Origin of the sequence: Lutibacter sp. A80, assembly GCF_022429645.1 — a bacterium.
Taxonomy (GTDB): Bacteria; Bacteroidota; Bacteroidia; order Flavobacteriales; family Flavobacteriaceae; genus Lutibacter.
The window spans coordinates 794,263-813,192 of sequence record NZ_CP092480.1 but is presented as its reverse complement, the minus strand read 5'-3'; the positions used below and the strand labels follow the sequence as shown (position 1 = coordinate 813,192).

Here is an 18,930-nt window from a genome sequence, read left to right as displayed (position 1 = left end):
TACGTTTAATAAAAACTTCTAATATTTAATATCATATATTTAATATAATAAGACAATGAGAATAATTCCAGCAATAGATATCATCAATGGTAAATGTGTACGTCTTTCAAAAGGCGATTATGCAACTGAAAAAGTGTACAATGAAAATCCGTTAGAAGTTGCAAAAATGTTTGAAGCACACGGAGTTCAGCATTTACATTTGGTAGATTTAGATGGAGCAAAAGCAAGCCATATTGTAAATCATAAAGTATTAGAAACTATTGCTTCTAAAACAAATTTGTCAATTGATTTTGGTGGTGGATTAAAGTCAGATGATGATTTAAGAATTGCGTTTGAAAGTGGCGCAAATCAAATTACAGGCGGAAGTATTGCGGTTAAAAATCCAGAAATATTTAACAATTGGTTGCAAAAATTTGGAGCTAATAAAATTATTTTAGGAGCTGATGCAAATAACGAAAAAGTTGCGGTAAGTGGTTGGTTAGAAGAGTCTGATAGAGAGTTAATTCCCTTTATTCAAGGTTACGAAAAAGAAGGTGTAAGTTACGTGATATGTACTGATATTTCAAAAGATGGTATGTTACAAGGTCCGTCATTTGATTTATATCAAAAGATATTAAATGAAACTACAAATATTAAATTAATCGCTTCTGGAGGAATTTCAACATATAATGAATTACCTCGGTTGGCTGAAATGGGTTGTGAAGGAACCATTGTTGGTAAAGCAATTTACGAACATAAAATTAGTATGAAAGAAATTGAACAGTTTATAATAAACAAGTAGTGAGTAATTCGTATTGAGATGTTAGATTTTTCAATACTTAATACTCAATACTCAATACTAAAATTGAATGTTAACAAAAAGAATAATTCCTTGTTTGGATATAAAAAACGGAAGAACTGTAAAAGGTGTAAATTTTGTAGATTTACGTGATGCAGGAGATCCGGTTGAACTTGCTGAAATTTATGCAAATGAAGGTGCTGATGAATTGGTTTTTTTAGATATCACAGCAACAGAACAACGCAGAAAAACCTTGGCTGAATTAGTAATGCATGTTGCTGAAAAGGTAAATATTCCATTTACAGTTGGAGGAGGAATTTCATCGGTTGAAGATGTTGAAATATTATTAAATTCTGGAGCAGATAAGGTTTCTATAAATTCTTCCGCAGTAAAAAATCCGCAATTAATTAATGAGTTAGCGGCTAAATTTGGAAGCCAATGTGTAGTTGTGGCGATTGATGCCAAACAAATTGATGGAGAATGGATGGTGCATTTAGTAGGAGGAAAAGTACCAACTGAAATTAAATTATTTGACTGGGCTAAAGAGGTTGAACAACGTGGTGCAGGTGAAATTTTATTTACCTCAATGGATCACGATGGTACTAAAAATGGCTTTGCAAATAAGGCTTTAGCTTATTTAAGTGAATTGGTGAATATTCCAATTATTGCATCGGGAGGCGCAGGAAATATGCAGCATTTTACGGATACTTTTAAAGATGGAAAAGCAGATGCCGCTTTGGCTGCAAGTGTTTTTCATTTTAAAGAAATTGAAATAATAGATTTAAAAAACGAATTAAAACAAAATAATATTCCTGTAAGATTATAATTACGCATCACCCTGAATTTATTTCAGGGTCACATAATAATTTAAACTTGTTGGATGAGATTCTTAAACAAGTTCAGAATGACGGTTTATAAGGGGAAATAAGATAATAGAATTATGGAAATAGATTTTAACAAAAACAGTGACGGATTAGTACCAGCAATTATTCAAGATTTTACAACCAGACAAGTATTAATGTTGGGTTATATGAATGAAGAGGCTTACAATAAAACAGTTGAAACAGGGAAAGTAACTTTCTTTAGTAGAACTAAAAAAAGGCTTTGGACAAAAGGTGAAGAAAGTGGTAACTTTTTAAACTTAATTTCGGTAAAAAACGATTGTGATAATGATACTTTATTAATTAAAGTAAATCCAGTGGGGCCTACTTGTCATAAAGGAACAGATACTTGTTGGGATGAAACGAATGAGTCTAGTTTTGGTTTTTTATCAGAGCTTGAAAGTGTAATTACTAGCAGAAGAGTAAATGCAGATTCTGAAAATAGTTATGTAGCTTCTTTATTTGAAAAAGGGATTAATAAAATAGCTCAAAAAGTAGGTGAGGAGGCCGTTGAAATTGTAATTGAAGCAAAAGATAATGATGATAATTTATTCTTAAATGAAGGTGCCGATTTATTATTTCACTACTTAATATTATTACAAGCGAAAGGATTTACTTTAAAAGATATTGTAAAAGTTTTAGAAGGAAGACATAAATAATAACAAGTCTTGTTTGAATAAAAAAGAGACAGTTTAAAAATAGTTTTTAGACTGTCTCTTTTAATTTTATAGACTTGTCCCGTCCTGAAATAGCGATACACTAAAACACAAGTGTAATGAAAACATCAGACAAATCAGGTGCAGCAAAGCGAACTCAAAAAGATTACTCGCTTTCTTTTAAACTTCAATTAGTTGAAGAAGTAGAACAAGGATTTTTAACAAAAACCCAAGCCAAGCGTAAATATGGTATTCAGGGAGACGCTACAGTAACCAAATGGTTGCAAAAATATGGTAACTTTGATTGGGAAAACCAAGTTCCAAAAACGATGTCAAAAACTCCAGAACAAAAAATACTTGAGCTTGAAGCTAAAATAAAGCTCCTTGAAAAACAGAAAGCTAGAGCTGAACATCTAGCAGAACGTGCTGATAAAAAGGTTATTATTTTCGATATGCTTGTTGATATGGCAGAAAAGGAATATGATATTCAAATAAGAAAAAATTACACACCCGACTTATCAACATCTTCAAAGAAGAATATAAAGAAACTTTAGTTTCTACCTGTGATTTGCTCGGGGTAAACAGACAGGTTTACTATAGATCCATAAAATCAAGACTTCATAAACAAACTGTAGCACAAAAAGTTATCGTTTTGGTTCGTGATATTCGGATGCTAATGCCAAGATTGGGTGGTAAGAAATTATACTTTCTGTTAAAGGATAAATTATCACTATTAAAAGTAGGAAGAGATAAATTGTTTAGAATACTAAAAGCTAACCATATGTTAATAATACCTAAAAGAAGCTACCACATAACTACAGACTCTCATCATAGATTTAGAAAGCACAGAAACCTTGTCAGCTCAATGGATATAGAAGGGCCTGAATCAGTTTGGGTGAGTGATATTACATATATCGGAACGAGAACCAACCCTTCGTATCTGGCATTAATCACAGATGCTTATTCTAAAAAGATTGTAGGATATGATGTGTCAAAATCTTTATCAATGGATGGTTCATTGAGGGCATTGGAAATGGCTATAAATAATAGAAAATACAAAGAAAGTCCATTAATACATCACTCTGATAGAGGGTTGCAATATTGCTCGAATGAATATCAAAGACTATTAGAAAACAATGAGATTAAGCCTAGTATGACTGAAAAATATGATCCATATGAAAATGCAGTTGCAGAGCGAATAAATGGAATTTTAAAACAGGAATTTAGTGTAGCACAGAAGATTCAAGATTTTAAAGTAAAGAAGAAACTGGTCAAAAATGCAATAGAAATATACAACAATATAAGACCTCATTTATCTAACGAAATGCTAACACCAATACAAATGCACGCACAAAAAAAAATTAAACCAAAACAATACAAATCAAAAAAGCTGAACAATGATGTCATTATTCAGCTTTAATTTTTAACTTTTACCCTTTAATAATCTGTATCGGTTATTTAGGACTAGACAACTAAAAGAAAAAAATTTAAGCATTTTTTTCTCTTTCAGCAGTAAGTTCAGCAATTTTAATAATAACATCTGTTGCTAATTGTAAAGATTCTGCAGCAATATATTCGTATCTACCATGGAAATTATGTCCACCAGCAAAAATATTTGGACATGGTAAGCCTTTATAAGATAGTTGAGAACCATCTGTACCACCACGTATTGCTTTAATTAGCGGTTTTATATTTAATTGCTTCATAGCTTCTTCAGCAATATCTACAATATGCATTACAGGTTCAATTTTTTTGCGCATATTAAAGTATTGATCTTTAATTTCAACCTGCACTAAATCACTTCCTAATTTTTTATTTAAAGTATCTGCAACTTTTTGAAAAGTAGCTTTTCTTGCTTCAAATAAATCAAAATCGTGATCTCTAATAATGTATTCTAAAGTAGCTTTTTCTACTTCTCCAGACATTGTGTGTAAGTGGTAAAAACCTTCGTAACCTTCAGTTTCTTGTGGAATTTCATTTTTTGGTAAAGCAGCTATAAATTCATTAGCAATTAGCATAGAATTTATCATTTTTCCTTTTGCATAACCAGGGTGTACAATTTTACCATTGATAGTTACTTTTGCTCCAGCAGCATTAAAGTTTTCATATTCAAGTTCTCCAACCTGACTACCGTCCATAGTATAAGCCCATTCTGCACCAAATTTTTCAACATCGAACATATGCGCACCTTTACCAACTTCTTCATCTGGAGTAAAACAAATTCTAATTTTACCGTGCTTAATTTCAGGGTTATTTATTAAAAATTCCATTGCAGAAACAATTTCAGTAACACCTGCTTTGTCATCAGCTCCTAAAAGAGTAGTACCATCTGTGGTAATTAATGTTTGACCTTTATATTGTAATAAATCATCAAAATAACCTGGAGAAAGTACTATATTTTCTTCTTTGTTTAAAAGAATATCTTTTCCGTCATAATTTGGGTGAAATTGTGGATTTACATTAGTACCTGAATAATCTGGACTTGTATCAATATGAGCAATAAAACCAATAGTTGGCACTTTAAAATCTACGTTTGAAGGCAAAGTAGCCATAATATAGCAATTGTCGTCTAAAGTAACATCTTGCATTCCAATTTCATTTAGTTCTTCAACTAAAACTTTAGCTAAATCCCATTGTTTTTCAGTACTTGGAAACGCAGGATTGTTTTCGTCAGATTGAGTATCTATTTTAACATACTTAACGAATCTATCTATTATTTTTTGCATTTTATTTAATTTTTTATCAAAAGTAAGTATTCAATTAAGGATTTGCAATCTAATTATCTTAATTTATTGTAAAAATTCAATACTGTTTAATAAATTTATAGATTCACAAATACGTTCATCAATAGTATTGGTTCCATAAATTTCTGAATAAGCTGTAAAATAAGTTTCCGGTGAAAGTTTAACTAACAGATTAAATTGATTGTATGTAAAACCTTTTTTAGTACCTGATACCATATAATAATATGCTGGTTTTGACTTAAATTGAAGCGTATCACTTTTCACATTTTTTAAATTTGAATTTGCTATAATAGCAGCTGTTTTTTTATAAAATTCGTCATTAAATTCTAAATTTCCATAGTTAAAAGCTACGTCAATTATATAAGTTTCACTTAATTGTTTTGTAGTATCTGCTGCAAAAATTTCAGATTGATAATCGTTGTAATATAATTCTGTTTTCCAGTTAGTAGGGATAGCTATCTTAAAGTTATTTTTAAAATCTGTATAAACTTTAGGATTGGTTATTTTTGAGGTTTTACAATTAAATCTGTTGCTTAATTCTGATTGCTTTTTACAACTAGTAAGTATAAATAGTAATGATAAAATATATAGTGTAGATTTCATTCTTAATTTTTCTTTTTATAAAATAATGCTATGTTTAATTTACTTCAGTATTACATTTGTTTGTTTATTAAATGTTTTAAGAACAAACTAAATAATATTACATTTTTTATTCTATTTGCATTTTAGCAACTACATTATTTCCAGATAGCCAAGCTGTATTTTTATTGTAAAAACGAATGGAATAAAACCCTTCATCGCTAACTTTTTCCCATTCTTTACCGTAATTTTTTGAATAAAAGACACCATTTGTAGAAACTGCAAACACTTCTTTGCCTTCAGTTTCTGGAACATATTGCACACAACTAATATATTTTGGAGCAGTATTTTCTGCAACAATTTCCCATGTTTTACCACCATTTTTTGTGATTGCTTTGTTTGCAGAATTTCCAAATTTATCTAAATAGTTACCACCACAAATAATTCCTCGGTTATTGTCGTAAAAATCTACAGAATAAATTCCTGTAGTAGCCGTACCTTGAATTATAGGTGTGTTGTATACATTCCAAGTTAAGCCCAGATCTGAAGTATGATAGACGCTAGATTTTACGCCACCAGTTACAATCCACGCTTGTGTACCAACAATTGCAATATTGGTATTACTTGCAGCAAAAGCAGCTTCACCTTCAGCAATTTCAGGTAAATTTTCGCAAGGTACTTTGTTCCAGGTGTTTCCACCATCTTGGGTTGTTATAATTGACAAACAATTGCTTGTTGGATCTCCCATTGCAATTCCATTTAAATCATCAAAAAACTGCATTGAATTATAAAATACCTTATCGTTTTCTTCTTTATAAACAATTTTAAGCTGCTTGTTTTGGTACTTGTAAAGCAGTGCGGGATTTCCAATACTTAAAGCAAATACGGCATTTTTTGTATGTGCTAATGCTCTAAAATGAGGTGTAATTGTATCGGTTATTATTTTTATTTTACCTTCTAAATCTCCAAAATTTGTTAAAAATCCTAAATCACCTTTAGAGCCAGCATATACAATTGTAGAGTCGTTTATAATTTCAATAGCACGTATACTTGTACTGTCTAATTTTATTTTATTTATTGAAATATTTACCTTTTCGCGTGGTTTGTAAACTTCACTACAAGCAATAAAAAAAAATAAGATGATAATTAGTAATGGAGTTCTTTTCATTTTTAATATTTTTATGCGACTAATTTAATTAAAAGCTTGATAAATTAATGAAAAAAGCATTAGTAATTTCTGGTGGTGGAAGCAAAGGAGCATTTGCAGGTGGAGTTGCTCAGTATTTATTAAAAAATAAACATAATAAGTACGATTTATTTATAGGTTCTTCAACAGGAAGTTTAATGGTTTCTCATTTAGCCTTAGGTAAAATTGATGATTTAAAAAGATTGTACACTTCTGTAAATCAGCATACAATATTTAGTAATAATCCTTTTGTTATTAAAAAGCAGCATGGTGAAAAAATTATTACAATAAATCATTTCAATATTTTATGGAATTTTATCAACGGAAGAAAAACTTTTGGAGAAAGTAAAAATTTAAGAAAACTTATAAAAAAAGAAGTTACAGAAGAAATTTACAATAAAATTCAAGAAACAGAAGTAGATGCAGTTGTAACTGTTTCTAACTTATCTTTAAATCAGGTTGAATATAAATCTATAAAAGACTGTTCTTATAACGACTTTTGCGATTGGATTTGGGCTTCTTGCAATTATGTGCCATTTATGAGTTTAACCGATAAAAACGGTTGCCAATATGCAGATGGCGGTTTTGGTTGCCTGGTGCCAATTAAAGAAGCGATTTCACGTGGAGCTAAGGAAATTGATGCCATTATTTTAGAAACAGAAGTAACACAAATAAATAGATTGCATTCAAAAAATGCTTTTTCTTTATTGTTTAGTGTATTTGATTTTATGTTAGAACATGTAGAACGACATAATATTACAATAGGTAAATTGTCTGCGAAACATCAAGATGTTAAACTAAATTTATACTATACGCCTACAGTTTTAACTACAAATTCTTTAATTTTTGATAAAAAATTAATGTCTAAATGGTGGAAAGCAGGATTTAAATATGCTAAAAATAAAGACCATGAAACTATGAATTCTTTTAGAGCAGATGTTTTAAAATAACTATTTAACATTAAAAGAGTTATCTAAAATTAAGTGGTTCTAACGTTAAACTTATGATGTCTTTATTTTGAACCCTACAATGTTTTAAGTCATATAATACTCTAAAAAATAAACAAACCAATTTAAAACCGATTTATAAATGTTATTTAAAAATTATAAAACACTTATAATATATTCATTACTATTGTTTTTGTTTTCAGCTTTTTATGGCTTAGTGTTACGTTGGAATTTTGCATTTCCTTCAGCATTAATTTCATACAAAAATTTATTGCAAGGTCATTCGCATGTAGCATTTTTAGGTTGGGGATATTTAACGGTTATTTATGCTGTTTGTAAATTATTTATTCCGAAGGAAAAAAGAGATTCAAAAGTTTATAAAGTGACTTTATTTATAATTATAATAACTATTTTTTTAATGTTATTTAGCTTTTTATTAAGTGGTTATAAAACATTTTCAATAGTATTGCTTTCAGTTTTTGGAATAACATCTTATGTGCTGTCTTTTAAAATATTAAAGGACTTAAAAGGTGAAAGTACTGCTGCTAAATTGGTTAAGTTTGGAATGTACTATTACTTAATTTCTAGTTTTGCTACTTGGTTTTTAGCTTTTGTAGTTGTTACACAAGGCAAAACAAATTTGTATTATAATTCGATTTATTTTTATATGCATTTTCTATACAATGGTTTTTTTGTATTTACATTATTTGGGCTGCTTTTTAAAATTTTTGAAAATCAGAATGTTAAGGTTTCAAATTCATTAAAAAAATATTTTTTTATTTATTTAAATTTAGCCTGTATTCCTGCATATGTGTTGTCTGTTTTATGGAGTACAACAACTATTGTATATAATATAATTGGTTTTATAGCTGCAATTTTACAGTTAATTTCATTGTTGTTTTTATTGAAGATATTAAAACAAGTTTTAGAACAGATTAATTGGGGTTTTATATCAAAATTAGTATTAAAATTTGCTATGATTGCTTATGTGCTTAAAATTTTAGCACAAGTAGCGTCTGCATTTCCATACTTTGTAAAAAAATCATTGGCATTAAAACCTTATTTTATTATTGGATATTTACATCTTTTTACCTTGGCTTTTATGAGCGTTTTATTATTTTTAATTTTGAAACAGCTTAAAATTCTTTATTTTAATAGAATGCTTTCAAAATTGGGGCTAACGTTCTTTTTATTGGGAGTTTTGTTTACCGAATTATTATTGTTTTTACAAGGTTTTTTAATACTAATAAAGCAACAAATTATACCTAACTATACAATTATTTTATTAATTTTTAGTTTCTTTATAGTAATAGGTATTGTTCAAATTTTTATTAGTCAATTTTTAAAACCGGTATCTTTTAATAAATAATTATTTGTCAATAACTTTTATTGCTTAACTAAATATGTAATAGTACTTTTGAATTTTTAAAGAATTCCTGTGATAAATTACTTAGAAAATCTTAACGAATCTCAAAAAGCAGCGGTTGTTCATAAAGAAGGACCAATGATAATAATTGCCGGAGCTGGCTCAGGTAAAACACGTGTGTTAACTTATAGGATAGCGCATTTAATGAATCAAGGTGTTGATTCGTTTAATATTTTATCGTTGACTTTTACTAATAAAGCTGCACGAGAAATGAAAAATAGGATTGCCGATGTTGTTGGTGCTTCAGAAGCTAAAAACCTGTGGATGGGAACATTCCACTCTGTTTTTGCACGTATTTTACGAACTGAAGGAGCACATTTAGGTTATCCTTCAAATTTTACAATTTACGATACTCAAGACGCTGTAAGGTTGCTTTCTTCTATAATTAAAGAAATGCAATTAGATAAGGATAAATACAAACCAAAACAGGTTTTAAGTAGAATTTCATCCTTTAAAAATAGTTTAATAACCGTAAAAGCATATTATAACGATCCAGATTTAATTGAAGCTGATAAAATGGCACAACGTCCAAAAATGGGTGAAATCTACCATCAATATGTAGAGCGTTGTTTTAAAGCTGGAGCAATGGATTTTGACGATTTATTGTTAAGAACTAACGAGTTATTAACACGTTTCCCGGCAGTATTGGCTAAATATCAAGATCGATTTAAGTATATTTTGGTTGATGAGTATCAAGATACTAATCACTCGCAATACTTAATTGTTAGAGCTTTGGCAGATCGTTTTCAAAATATTTGTGTAGTTGGAGATGATTCGCAAAGTATTTATGCATTTAGAGGGGCAAATATTCAGAATATATTAAATTTTCAACGAGATTATGAAAAAGTTCAAATTTTTAAATTAGAACAAAATTATCGTTCATCAAATAATATTGTTCAAGCAGCAAATTCTGTAATTGAAAAAAATAAAACCAAATTAGATAAAGAAGTTTGGACAGAAAATAGTGAAGGCCCAAAAGTGAAAGTAATGCGTACCTACACAGAAGGTGAAGAAGGGCGTTTTATAGCTGATTCTATTTTTGATAATATGATGAATTTGCAACTGAAAAGTTCAGATTTTGCCATTTTGTATAGAACAAATGCGCAGTCAAGAGCACTTGAAGATGCACTTAGAAAAAAAGATATTAAGCATAAAATTTATGGTGGATTGTCTTTTTATCAACGTAAAGAAATAAAAGATACTTTGGCTTATTTGCGTTTATTAATTAACCCAAACGATGAAGAAGCACTTAAAAGAGTTATAAATTATCCATTGCGAGGCATTGGTGCTAGTACGGTTGATAAACTTTCTGTAGCTGCAAATCATTATAAAATATCAATTTTTGAATTATTAAAGAATTTACACAATTACGATTTAAAATTAAATTCAGGTGTTAAAAATAAATTAGATGGTTTTATTACTATGATCCAGCATTTTCAAATAGAAGCGCAAACTAAAAATGCGTTTGAAGTAGCTGAATTAGTTGTAAAACAAACACGTTTAATTCGAGATTTAGAAAAAGATGGAACTCCCGAAGGAGTTAGTAGAGTAGAAAATGTTCAAGAATTATTAAACGGAATTAAAGATTTTATTGATGTTCAAAAAGAAAAAGATGAAGAAGATTCTTTAGCTTTCTTTCTTGAAGATGTAGCACTTGCCACAGATTTTGATAGTGATAAAAAAGATGATACTCCTAGAGTTTCATTAATGACAATTCACTTAGCAAAAGGTTTAGAATTTCCGTATGTGTATGTTGTTGGTTTAGAAGAAAATCTATTTCCTTCAGCAATGAGTATGAATACACGAAGTGAGCTTGAAGAAGAACGTAGATTATTTTATGTAGCGTTAACTAGAGCCGAAAAACAAGCATATTTAACCTATGCCCAAACACGTTACCGTTGGGGTAAATTAGTAGATTGTGAGCCAAGTCGATTTTTAGAGGAAATTGATGATAAATTTTTAGAATATTTAACCGTAAAAGAACCGCAAACCTCCCAAAATAAATATATTAACGAAGATATTTTTGGAAGTGTTCCTAAAAATAAAATTAGGTTTAAAAAACCAATACAGCGTACTCCAGTTAAAAAAAATGAAGCTCCTAAAATTAAATTTCAACCACCAAAAAATTTAAAAAAAGTAGCGCATACAAATCCTTCAAAAGCAAATTTATTTGATAATAATGTTAGTGTTGGAAATGTTGTAAGTCATACAAAATTTGGAAAAGGAGAAGTATTAAGTTTAGAAGGTAGTGGTGCAAATCAAAAGGCTGAAATAAGGTTTGCCTCTGTTGGCGTAAAAAAGTTACTATTACAATTTGCTAAGCTTACAATTATTAGCTAAAATAACATTGTAAAATCAATATTAATAATGTAATTTGCATAATATAAAAAGAGAAAAGATAGATGGAATTTGATTTAGAATACAATGGGGAAAGACCTCATTTAATTATACCTGAGTATGGAAGACATATTCAAAAATTGGTAGATAATTGTGTTGCTTTAGAAGATGTTGAAGAACGTAATAAAATGGCAAAAGCTATAGTAGATGTTATGGGAAATTTACAACCTCATTTACGAGATGTGCCAGATTTTAAACATAAACTGTGGGATCAATTATTTATAATGTCTGATTTTAAATTAGAAGTAGATTCTCCTTACGATAAACCTTTAAAAGAAGAATTACAAGCAAAACCGGAACCTTTAGCATACCCAAAATCGGCATCTAAATACCGTTTTTATGGAAATAATATTCAAACCATGATTGATGTTGCCTTAACGTGGGATGAAGGTGAAGTTAGAGAGGCGTTGTATTTTGCAATTGCAAATCATATGAAAAAATGTTACTTAAACTGGAATAAAGATACAGTTGAAGATAAAGTAATTTTTAAACATTTAAAAGAGTTATCTCACAATAAAATTGATTTAACTGAAACTAACGAAACTTTATCTGAAGTTAAAGATTTAATGCGTAAAAGAAAGTCTTCAAATAAAAATAGACAATCAGACTCAAGAAAAAAGTCTTATAGATTTAAATAAGAAAAAAAATGGCAACATTTGTAATTGAAGGAGGAAATAAGTTAAGTGGAGAAATTACGCCTCAAGGAGCAAAAAACGAAGCTTTACAAGTAATTTGTGCAGTTTTATTAACAAAAGAAAAAGTTACAATTAGTAATATTCCAGATATTAGAGATGTTAATAAGCTAATATTTATTCTTGGAGAATTAGGTGTAAAAATAGAAAAAACAGCTAGTGATACCTATACTTTTCAAGCAGATGATTTAAACTTAGAATATCTAGAATCTGAAAAATTTAAGCAAGAAGGTAGCTCTTTAAGAGGTTCTATTATGATTGTTGGACCTTTGTTAGCACGTTTTGGAAAAGGTTATATTCCTAGACCTGGAGGTGATAAAATTGGAAGAAGACGTTTAGATACTCATTTCGATGGTTTTATAAAATTAGGTGCAACATTTAGATATAATAAAGACGAAAAGTTTTATGGTGTAGAAGCCGAATTTTTAACTGGAGCTAATATGCTTTTAGATGAAGCTTCAGTAACTGGAACAGCTAATATTGTAATGGCTGCAGTAATGGCAAGAGGTATTACCACTATCTACAATGCGGCTTGCGAACCATATTTACAGCAACTTTGTAAAATGCTAAATAGTATGGGAGCAAAAATTAGAGGTGTTGGTTCTAATTTATTAATAATTGAAGGTGTAAAAACACTAACCGGTTGCTACCATAGAATTTTACCAGATATGATTGAGATTGGTAGCTGGATTGGTATGGCTGCTATGACAAAATCTTCAATTACAATAAAAAATGTAAGTTGGGACGATTTAGGATTAATTCCGCGTGTTTTTCAAAAATTAGGAATTAATTTAGAAAGAAGAGGAGATGATATTTTTATTCCAGAACAAGAAAATTATGAAATCCAAGATTTTATAGATGGATCTATTCTAACAATTTCAGATGCACCTTGGCCAGGCTTTACTCCAGATTTATTAAGTATTGTATTAGTTATCGCTACACAAGCAAAAGGAAGTGTTTTAATTCATCAAAAAATGTTTGAAAGTCGCTTGTTTTTTGTTGATAAATTAATAGATATGGGAGCTAAAGTTATTTTATGCGACCCTCACAGAGCAACTGTAATAGGAATGAATCACGAGTCTAGTTTAAAGGGAACAGTAATGACTTCACCAGATATTAGAGCAGGTATTTCTTTGTTAATAGCGGCACTTTCAGCTAAAGGAACAAGTACCATACATAATATTGAACAAATAGATAGAGGTTATCAAAATATAGATGAACGTTTACGAGCTATTGGAGCTAAAATTACCAGAGTAGATTAACATTCTAAAATTCAAAAATACCACTCCGTAAAGTTTTTAAATTTTACGGAGTTTTTTTATAAATTTTTGAATAATTCAAGCGCTTAATTTTTCAAGTTTTTAATAAAAAATTTCATACCAATGTCATAATGTCATAATTATATAAAGTGGCAATACTTTTGCTAATATTATAATTGATAAATTTTTTAGATGAAATTATGAGCACAAAGAAAGATTCAAAAGACGAAAAAGAGATTCTCGATAAAGAAACAACACAACAAGAAACTAATGAAATTAGTGCAGAAGAGCAGTTAAAGCTTGATGTTGCTGAAGAGAAAGATAAATTTTTACGATTATTTGCTGAATTTGAAAACTATAAAAAACGTACTTCTAAAGAACGTGTTGAATTGTTTAAAACTGCCAATGAAGATTTAATGACAGTTTTACTGCCTATTTTAGATGATTTTGACAGAGGTTTAAATGAAATTAAAAAAGCAAAAGACAAAGCACTTTTAAAAGGAATGGAACTTATTAAAGATAAGTTTTATAATACCTTAACTAAAAAAGGCTTAACTCATATTAAAGTAGAGCAAGGGGATATTTTTGATGTAGAATTGCATGAAGCAATTACTCAAATTCCAGCACCTTCTGAAGATTTAAAAGGAAAAATAATTGATATTGTTGAACAAGGTTATAAGTTAGGGGATAAAATAATAAGATACCCTAAAGTAGTTATTGGACAATAGAAATAATTTTAATTACGAATAACAAATTAATGGCAAAGCAAGATTTTTACGAAATATTGGGTGTTTCAAAAAATGCAACTCCTGCAGAAATAAAAAAAGGATATAGAAAGATGGCTCTAAAATACCATCCTGACAAAAATCCTGGAAATAAAGAAGCTGAAGAAAACTTTAAAAAAGCAGCTGAAGCTTATGAAATTTTAAGCGACGAGAATAAAAAAGCACGTTACGATCAATATGGTCATGCTGCTTTTGAAAACGGCGGTGGCGCCGGAGGCTTCGGAGGAGGAGGAATGAATATGGATGATATATTCAGTCAATTTGGAGATATTTTTGGTGGCGCATTTGGCGGCGGTGGCGGCTTTGGCGGTTTTAGTGGCGGCTCTAGAGGTAGAGCACGTGTTAAAGGAAGTAATCTAAGAATTAGAGTTAAACTTACCTTAGAAGAAATTGCAAAAGGCGTAGAGAAAAAAGTAAAAGTTAAAAGAAAAGTGCAAGCTGCTGGTGTAACTTTTAAAACTTGTACAACATGTAACGGAACAGGGCAAGTAATGCGAGTTACTAATACTATTTTGGGAAGAATGCAATCTGCTTCTACCTGTCCAAATTGTCATGGTGCAGGTGAAGTATTAGATAAAAGACCAAAAAATGCAGATGCACAAGGTTTAGAACAAAAAGAAGAGACTGTTTCAATTAAAATTCCAGCTGGAGTAACTGAAGGTGTTCAACTAAAAGTAAACGGAAAAGGTAATGCTGCACCGGGAAATAATGCTGTAGATGGAGATTTAATTGTTGTAATTGAAGAAATTAAACACGAAACTTTAAAAAGAGAAGGAACTAATTTACATTACGACTTATATATTAATTTTTCTGAAGCTATTTTAGGTGAAGATAAAAATATAGATACAGTAACCGGTAAAGTTAAAATTAAAATTGAACCAGGTACACAATCTGGAAAAATATTGCGTTTAAGAGGAAAAGGGTTGCCAAGTATAGATCATTATGGAAATGGAGACCTATTAATACATGTAAATGTATGGACTCCACAAAACTTATCTAAAGAACAAAAAGAGTTTTTTAAGAAAATGAAAAACAATGAAAATTTTACTCCAAACCCTTCAAAATTCGATAAATCATTTTTTGAAAAGGTAAAAGATATGTTTTCATAAAAAAAAGTAGTATTAATTTTAATACTCATAAAAAATTAAATATATTTGGAAAGTTATTAGTGAAATATCTGATAACACTTTTTCTTTTTCATAGCAATTTTCCCACTCAAATTTTGAGTGGGTTTTTTTATACAAATATATAATGTACTTTTGCCGCAAAGTAGGTCGTCTTATCGCTTCAATAACATTGAAGAGGAAAGTCCGGACACCACAGAGTAGCATAGCGGATAACATCCGTCCAACGTAAGTTGAGGACAAGTGCAACAGAAAGCAAGTACAGTTCGGCTGTAGTGAAACCAGGTAAACTCTATGCGGTGAAATGCCACGTATATTGAAATTTTAAAATTACTCGTTTTATTTCAAGGGGTAGGCAGCTTGAGCTATAAAGTAATTTATAGTCTAGATAAATGATAAGAACTTTTTAAAAGAACAAAATCCGGCTTATAGACCTACTTTTTTTTATCATATTCTTAATTACTATAACGTTTTCGGACTCTTAATTTATATATTTAAAATAAAAGGCTTGTTAATAATATATATATGTAAAAATTCAGTAGTTAATATAAACTTGTTTTTAAAATCATCATTTTTTGTAACTTCGCTTGTTAAAAATAATAAACTAAAACTATTAAAAATAAGATTTTAATAAAGAATACTTAAAGTCTTAGATACTAAAAATTCACAAAAAATATTATGAATACTTATAAAGAGTACATCGAGCAAATCGAAGAAAGAAAAGGTCAAGGACTAAGTCCTCAGCCTATTGATGGTGCTAAATTATTAAGCGAAATTATTGAGCAAATAAAAGATATTGATAACGAATTTAGAGAAGATTCTCTTAAGTTTTTTATCTATAATGTTTTACCAGGAACTACAAGTGCTGCCGGTGTTAAAGCTAAATTTTTAAAAGAGATAATTTTAGGTGAATTTATAGTAAAAGAGATTACTCCAACTTTTGCCTTTGAACAATTATCACATATGAAAGGAGGACCTTCAATAAAAGTATTGTTAGATATAGCTTTAGGTGATGATGTTTCTTTAGCAAAACAAGCAGCAACAGTATTAAAAACGCAAGTTTTCCTTTATGAGGCAGATACAGCTCGTTTAGAAGCTGCTTTTAAAAATGGAAATGAAATAGCTAAAGATATTATTGAAAGTTATGCTAAAGCAGAGTTTTTTACAAAATTACCTGATATTCCTGAAGAAATAAAAGTTGTTACTTTTGTTGCCGGTGTAGGTGATATATCTACAGATTTGCTTTCTCCAGGAGGAGACGCACACTCTAGATCAGATAGAGAATTGCATGGACAGTGTATTTTTGAACATAATAAAGAAAAACAAAATGAATTATTAGAGTTACAAAAACAACACCCAGATAAACGCGTAATGCTTATTGCTGAAAAAGGAACAATGGGAGTTGGTTCCTCTAGAATGTCTGGAGTAAATAATGTAGCACTATGGACAGGGGTAAAAGCTAGTCCGTATGTACCATTTATTAATATTGCACCAATTATTGCTGGTACAAATGGAATTTCTCCTATTTTTTTAACAACAGTTGGTGTTACTGGAGGAATTGGAATTGATCTTAAAAATTGGGTAAAAAAGAAAGATGCAGAAGGAAATACCTTAAGAGATGCAGATGGAGAACCTATTCTTGAAGAAGTATACTCTGTTGCAACAGGAACTGTACTTACAGTAAATACAAAAGAAAAGAAGTTGTATAATGGAAGTCAAGAGTTAATGGATATTTCAGCTTCATTAACACCTCAAAAAGCTGAATTTATAAAAGCAGGAGGTTCTTATGCTGTAGTATTTGGTAAAAAATTACAGACATTTGCTTCAAAAGTTTTAGGAATAGATGTTGTACCAGTATATGCAACTTCAAAAGAAATTAGTATAGAAAATCAAGGACTTACAGCTGTTGAAAAAATATTTAATAAAAATGCCGTTGGTACAACTCCAGGTAAAGTATTACATGCAGGATCTGATGTTCGTGTAGAAGTAAATATTGTTGGTTCTCAAGACACAACAGGTCTAATGACTTCACAAGAGTTAGAAATGATGGCTGCAACTATTATCTCTCCAATTGTTGATGGAGCATATCAGTCAGGTTGTCATACAGCTTCTGTTTGGGATAATAAATCTAAAGCAAACATTCCAAGATTGATGAAGTTTATGAACGATTTTGGTTTAATTACAGCTAGAGATCCTGAAAATAAATATAAACCTATGACCGACGTAATACATAAGGTTTTAAATGATATTACGGTAGACGATTGGGCAATTATTATTGGTGGAGATTCACATACAAGAATGTCTAAAGGTGTTGCTTTTGGAGCAGACTCTGGTACTGTTGCTTTAGCACTTGCTACAGGAGAAGCTTCAATGCCAATTCCGCAATCAGTAAAAGTTACCTTTAAAGGAGAAATGAAGAGTTATATGGACTTTCGTGATGTAGTTCATGCAACACAACAACAAATGTTGTCTCAATTTGGTGGAGATAATGTTTTTCAAGGTAGAGTTATTGAAGTTCATATAGGAACTTTAACTGCTGATCAAGCATTTACATTTACTGATTGGACTGCAGAAATGAAAGCAAAAGCCTCTATTTGTATTTCTGAAGATGAAACGCTTATTGAATCTCTTGAGATTGCAAAAAGTAGAATTCAAATTATGATCGATAAAGGAATGGATAATAAATTAGAAGTTCTTAAAGGATTAATTGCTATTGCTAATAAAAGAATTGCTGAAATTAAATCTGGAGAAAAACCAGCATTAACTCCAGATGCAAATGCAAAATATGCAGCAGAAGTAGTTGTTGATCTTGATAAAATTATTGAACCAATGATTGCAGATCCAGATGTATATAATGAAGATGAATCTAAAAGATATACACACGACACTATTAGACCTTTGTCTTATTATGGTGGAACAAAACAAGTTGATTTAGGATTTGTAGGTTCGTGTATGGTACATAAAGGTGATATGAAAATACTTGCTCAAATGCTTAAAAATATTGAATCTCAGCAAGGTAAAGTAGAATTTAAAGCGCCATTAGTAGTAGCGCCTCCTACTTATAATATTGTAGATGAATTGAAAGCTGAAGGAGATTGGGAAGTCTTGCAAAGATATTCTGGTTTCGAATTTGATGATAATGATCCAAAAGCAGCTGCACGTACAAAATATGAAAATATGTTGTATTTAGAACGTCCAGGGTGTAATTTATGTATGGGGAACCAAGAAAAAGCTGAGCCAGGTGATACTGTAATGGCTACTTCAACACGTCTTTTCCAAGGAAGAGTTGTTAAAGATTCAGGTGAGAAAAAAGGAGAGTCTTTACTTTCATCTACACCTGTTGTGGTTATTTCAACAGTTTTAGGTAGAACACCTAATTTACAAGAATATGAAGCTGCAGTTGAGGGAATTAACTTAACTAAATTCAAGCCTTCACATAAACTATTAGTAAAATAATTATAAATTTTTTATCTATT

General features: G+C 30.0%; 16 protein-coding genes and 1 other RNA gene. 14 read left to right on the top strand and 3 right to left on the bottom strand.

Annotation, left to right across the window (positions count from 1 at the left end; genetic code table 11):
- The first annotated feature begins 55 nt into the window (after positions 1-55).
- The 5 genes from hisA (at position 56) to MHL31_RS03525 (ending at position 3,735) form a co-directional block, all read left to right on the top strand.
- Positions 56-781, top strand: a complete 726-nt coding sequence (gene hisA, locus MHL31_RS03545) for a 1-(5-phosphoribosyl)-5-[(5-phosphoribosylamino)methylideneamino]imidazole-4-carboxamide isomerase (RefSeq protein ID WP_240227704.1) — start codon at positions 56-58, stop codon at positions 779-781.
- Between the two features lie 67 nt (positions 782-848).
- Positions 849-1,604 carry an imidazole glycerol phosphate synthase subunit HisF gene (hisF, locus tag MHL31_RS03540; RefSeq protein WP_240227703.1) on the top strand — a complete coding sequence of 252 codons (756 nt, stop codon included), beginning with the start codon at positions 849-851 and terminating at the stop codon, positions 1,602-1,604.
- A 114-nt stretch (positions 1,605-1,718) separates the two neighbouring features.
- Complete coding sequence (gene hisIE, locus MHL31_RS03535; protein ID WP_240227702.1) at positions 1,719-2,318, top strand: bifunctional phosphoribosyl-AMP cyclohydrolase/phosphoribosyl-ATP diphosphatase HisIE; 600 nt, start codon at positions 1,719-1,721, stop codon at positions 2,316-2,318.
- Between the two features lie 116 nt (positions 2,319-2,434).
- A complete protein-coding gene (locus tag MHL31_RS03530; protein ID WP_240225903.1) occupies positions 2,435-2,869 on the top strand; it encodes a hypothetical protein in 435 nt (144 codons plus the stop codon).
- 14 nt (positions 2,870-2,883) lie between these two features.
- Positions 2,884-3,735, top strand: a complete 852-nt coding sequence (locus MHL31_RS03525; RefSeq protein ID WP_240225904.1) for an IS3 family transposase — start codon at positions 2,884-2,886, stop codon at positions 3,733-3,735.
- Between the two features lie 67 nt (positions 3,736-3,802).
- On the opposite strand, the gene pepT is transcribed toward MHL31_RS03525, so the two are convergent.
- From pepT to MHL31_RS03510, 3 genes are all read right to left on the bottom strand, one after another.
- Positions 3,803-5,041: a peptidase T gene (gene pepT, locus MHL31_RS03520; protein ID WP_240227701.1), complete on the bottom strand. Its 1,239-nt coding sequence runs from the start codon at positions 5,039-5,041 to the stop codon at positions 3,803-3,805.
- Between the two features lie 63 nt (positions 5,042-5,104).
- The gene (locus tag MHL31_RS03515; protein ID WP_240227700.1) at positions 5,105-5,662 is read right to left on the bottom strand and encodes a hypothetical protein; all 558 of its coding nucleotides are present in this window, start codon (positions 5,660-5,662) and stop codon (positions 5,105-5,107) included.
- 106 nt (positions 5,663-5,768) lie between these two features.
- Positions 5,769-6,806, bottom strand: coding sequence for an oxidoreductase (locus tag MHL31_RS03510; RefSeq protein WP_240227699.1), 1,038 nt, complete (start codon positions 6,804-6,806; stop codon positions 5,769-5,771).
- Between the two features lie 47 nt (positions 6,807-6,853).
- Between MHL31_RS03510 and MHL31_RS03505 the strand changes: the two genes are divergently transcribed.
- The 9 genes from MHL31_RS03505 to MHL31_RS03465 all read left to right on the top strand — a co-directional run bounded on the left by MHL31_RS03505 (position 6,854) and on the right by MHL31_RS03465 (position 18,910).
- The gene (locus tag MHL31_RS03505) at positions 6,854-7,774 is read left to right on the top strand and encodes a patatin family protein (RefSeq protein WP_240227698.1); all 921 of its coding nucleotides are present in this window, start codon (positions 6,854-6,856) and stop codon (positions 7,772-7,774) included.
- 139 nt (positions 7,775-7,913) lie between these two features.
- Positions 7,914-9,140, top strand: a complete 1,227-nt coding sequence (locus MHL31_RS03500; protein ID WP_240227697.1) for a hypothetical protein — start codon at positions 7,914-7,916, stop codon at positions 9,138-9,140.
- Between the two features lie 69 nt (positions 9,141-9,209).
- Positions 9,210-11,537: an ATP-dependent helicase gene (locus tag MHL31_RS03495; RefSeq protein ID WP_240227696.1), complete on the top strand. Its 2,328-nt coding sequence runs from the start codon at positions 9,210-9,212 to the stop codon at positions 11,535-11,537.
- Between the two features lie 62 nt (positions 11,538-11,599).
- Entirely contained in the window at positions 11,600-12,232 is a 633-nt protein-coding gene (locus tag MHL31_RS03490; RefSeq protein WP_240227695.1) for a DUF4290 domain-containing protein, read from the top strand.
- A gap of 8 nt (positions 12,233-12,240) precedes the next feature.
- Entirely contained in the window at positions 12,241-13,548 is a 1,308-nt protein-coding gene (gene murA, locus MHL31_RS03485) for a UDP-N-acetylglucosamine 1-carboxyvinyltransferase (protein ID WP_240227694.1), read from the top strand.
- A 197-nt stretch (positions 13,549-13,745) separates the two neighbouring features.
- Positions 13,746-14,273: a nucleotide exchange factor GrpE gene (locus MHL31_RS03480; RefSeq protein WP_240227693.1), complete on the top strand. Its 528-nt coding sequence runs from the start codon at positions 13,746-13,748 to the stop codon at positions 14,271-14,273.
- A gap of 29 nt (positions 14,274-14,302) precedes the next feature.
- Positions 14,303-15,439, top strand: coding sequence for a molecular chaperone DnaJ (gene dnaJ / locus MHL31_RS03475; protein WP_240227692.1), 1,137 nt, complete (start codon positions 14,303-14,305; stop codon positions 15,437-15,439).
- A gap of 157 nt (positions 15,440-15,596) precedes the next feature.
- Positions 15,597-15,899: RNase P RNA component class A (rnpB, locus tag MHL31_RS03470), an RNA gene on the top strand.
- Between the two features lie 233 nt (positions 15,900-16,132).
- A complete protein-coding gene (locus MHL31_RS03465) occupies positions 16,133-18,910 on the top strand; it encodes a bifunctional aconitate hydratase 2/2-methylisocitrate dehydratase (protein WP_240227691.1) in 2,778 nt (925 codons plus the stop codon).
- Positions 18,911-18,930: the final 20 nt, after the last annotated feature.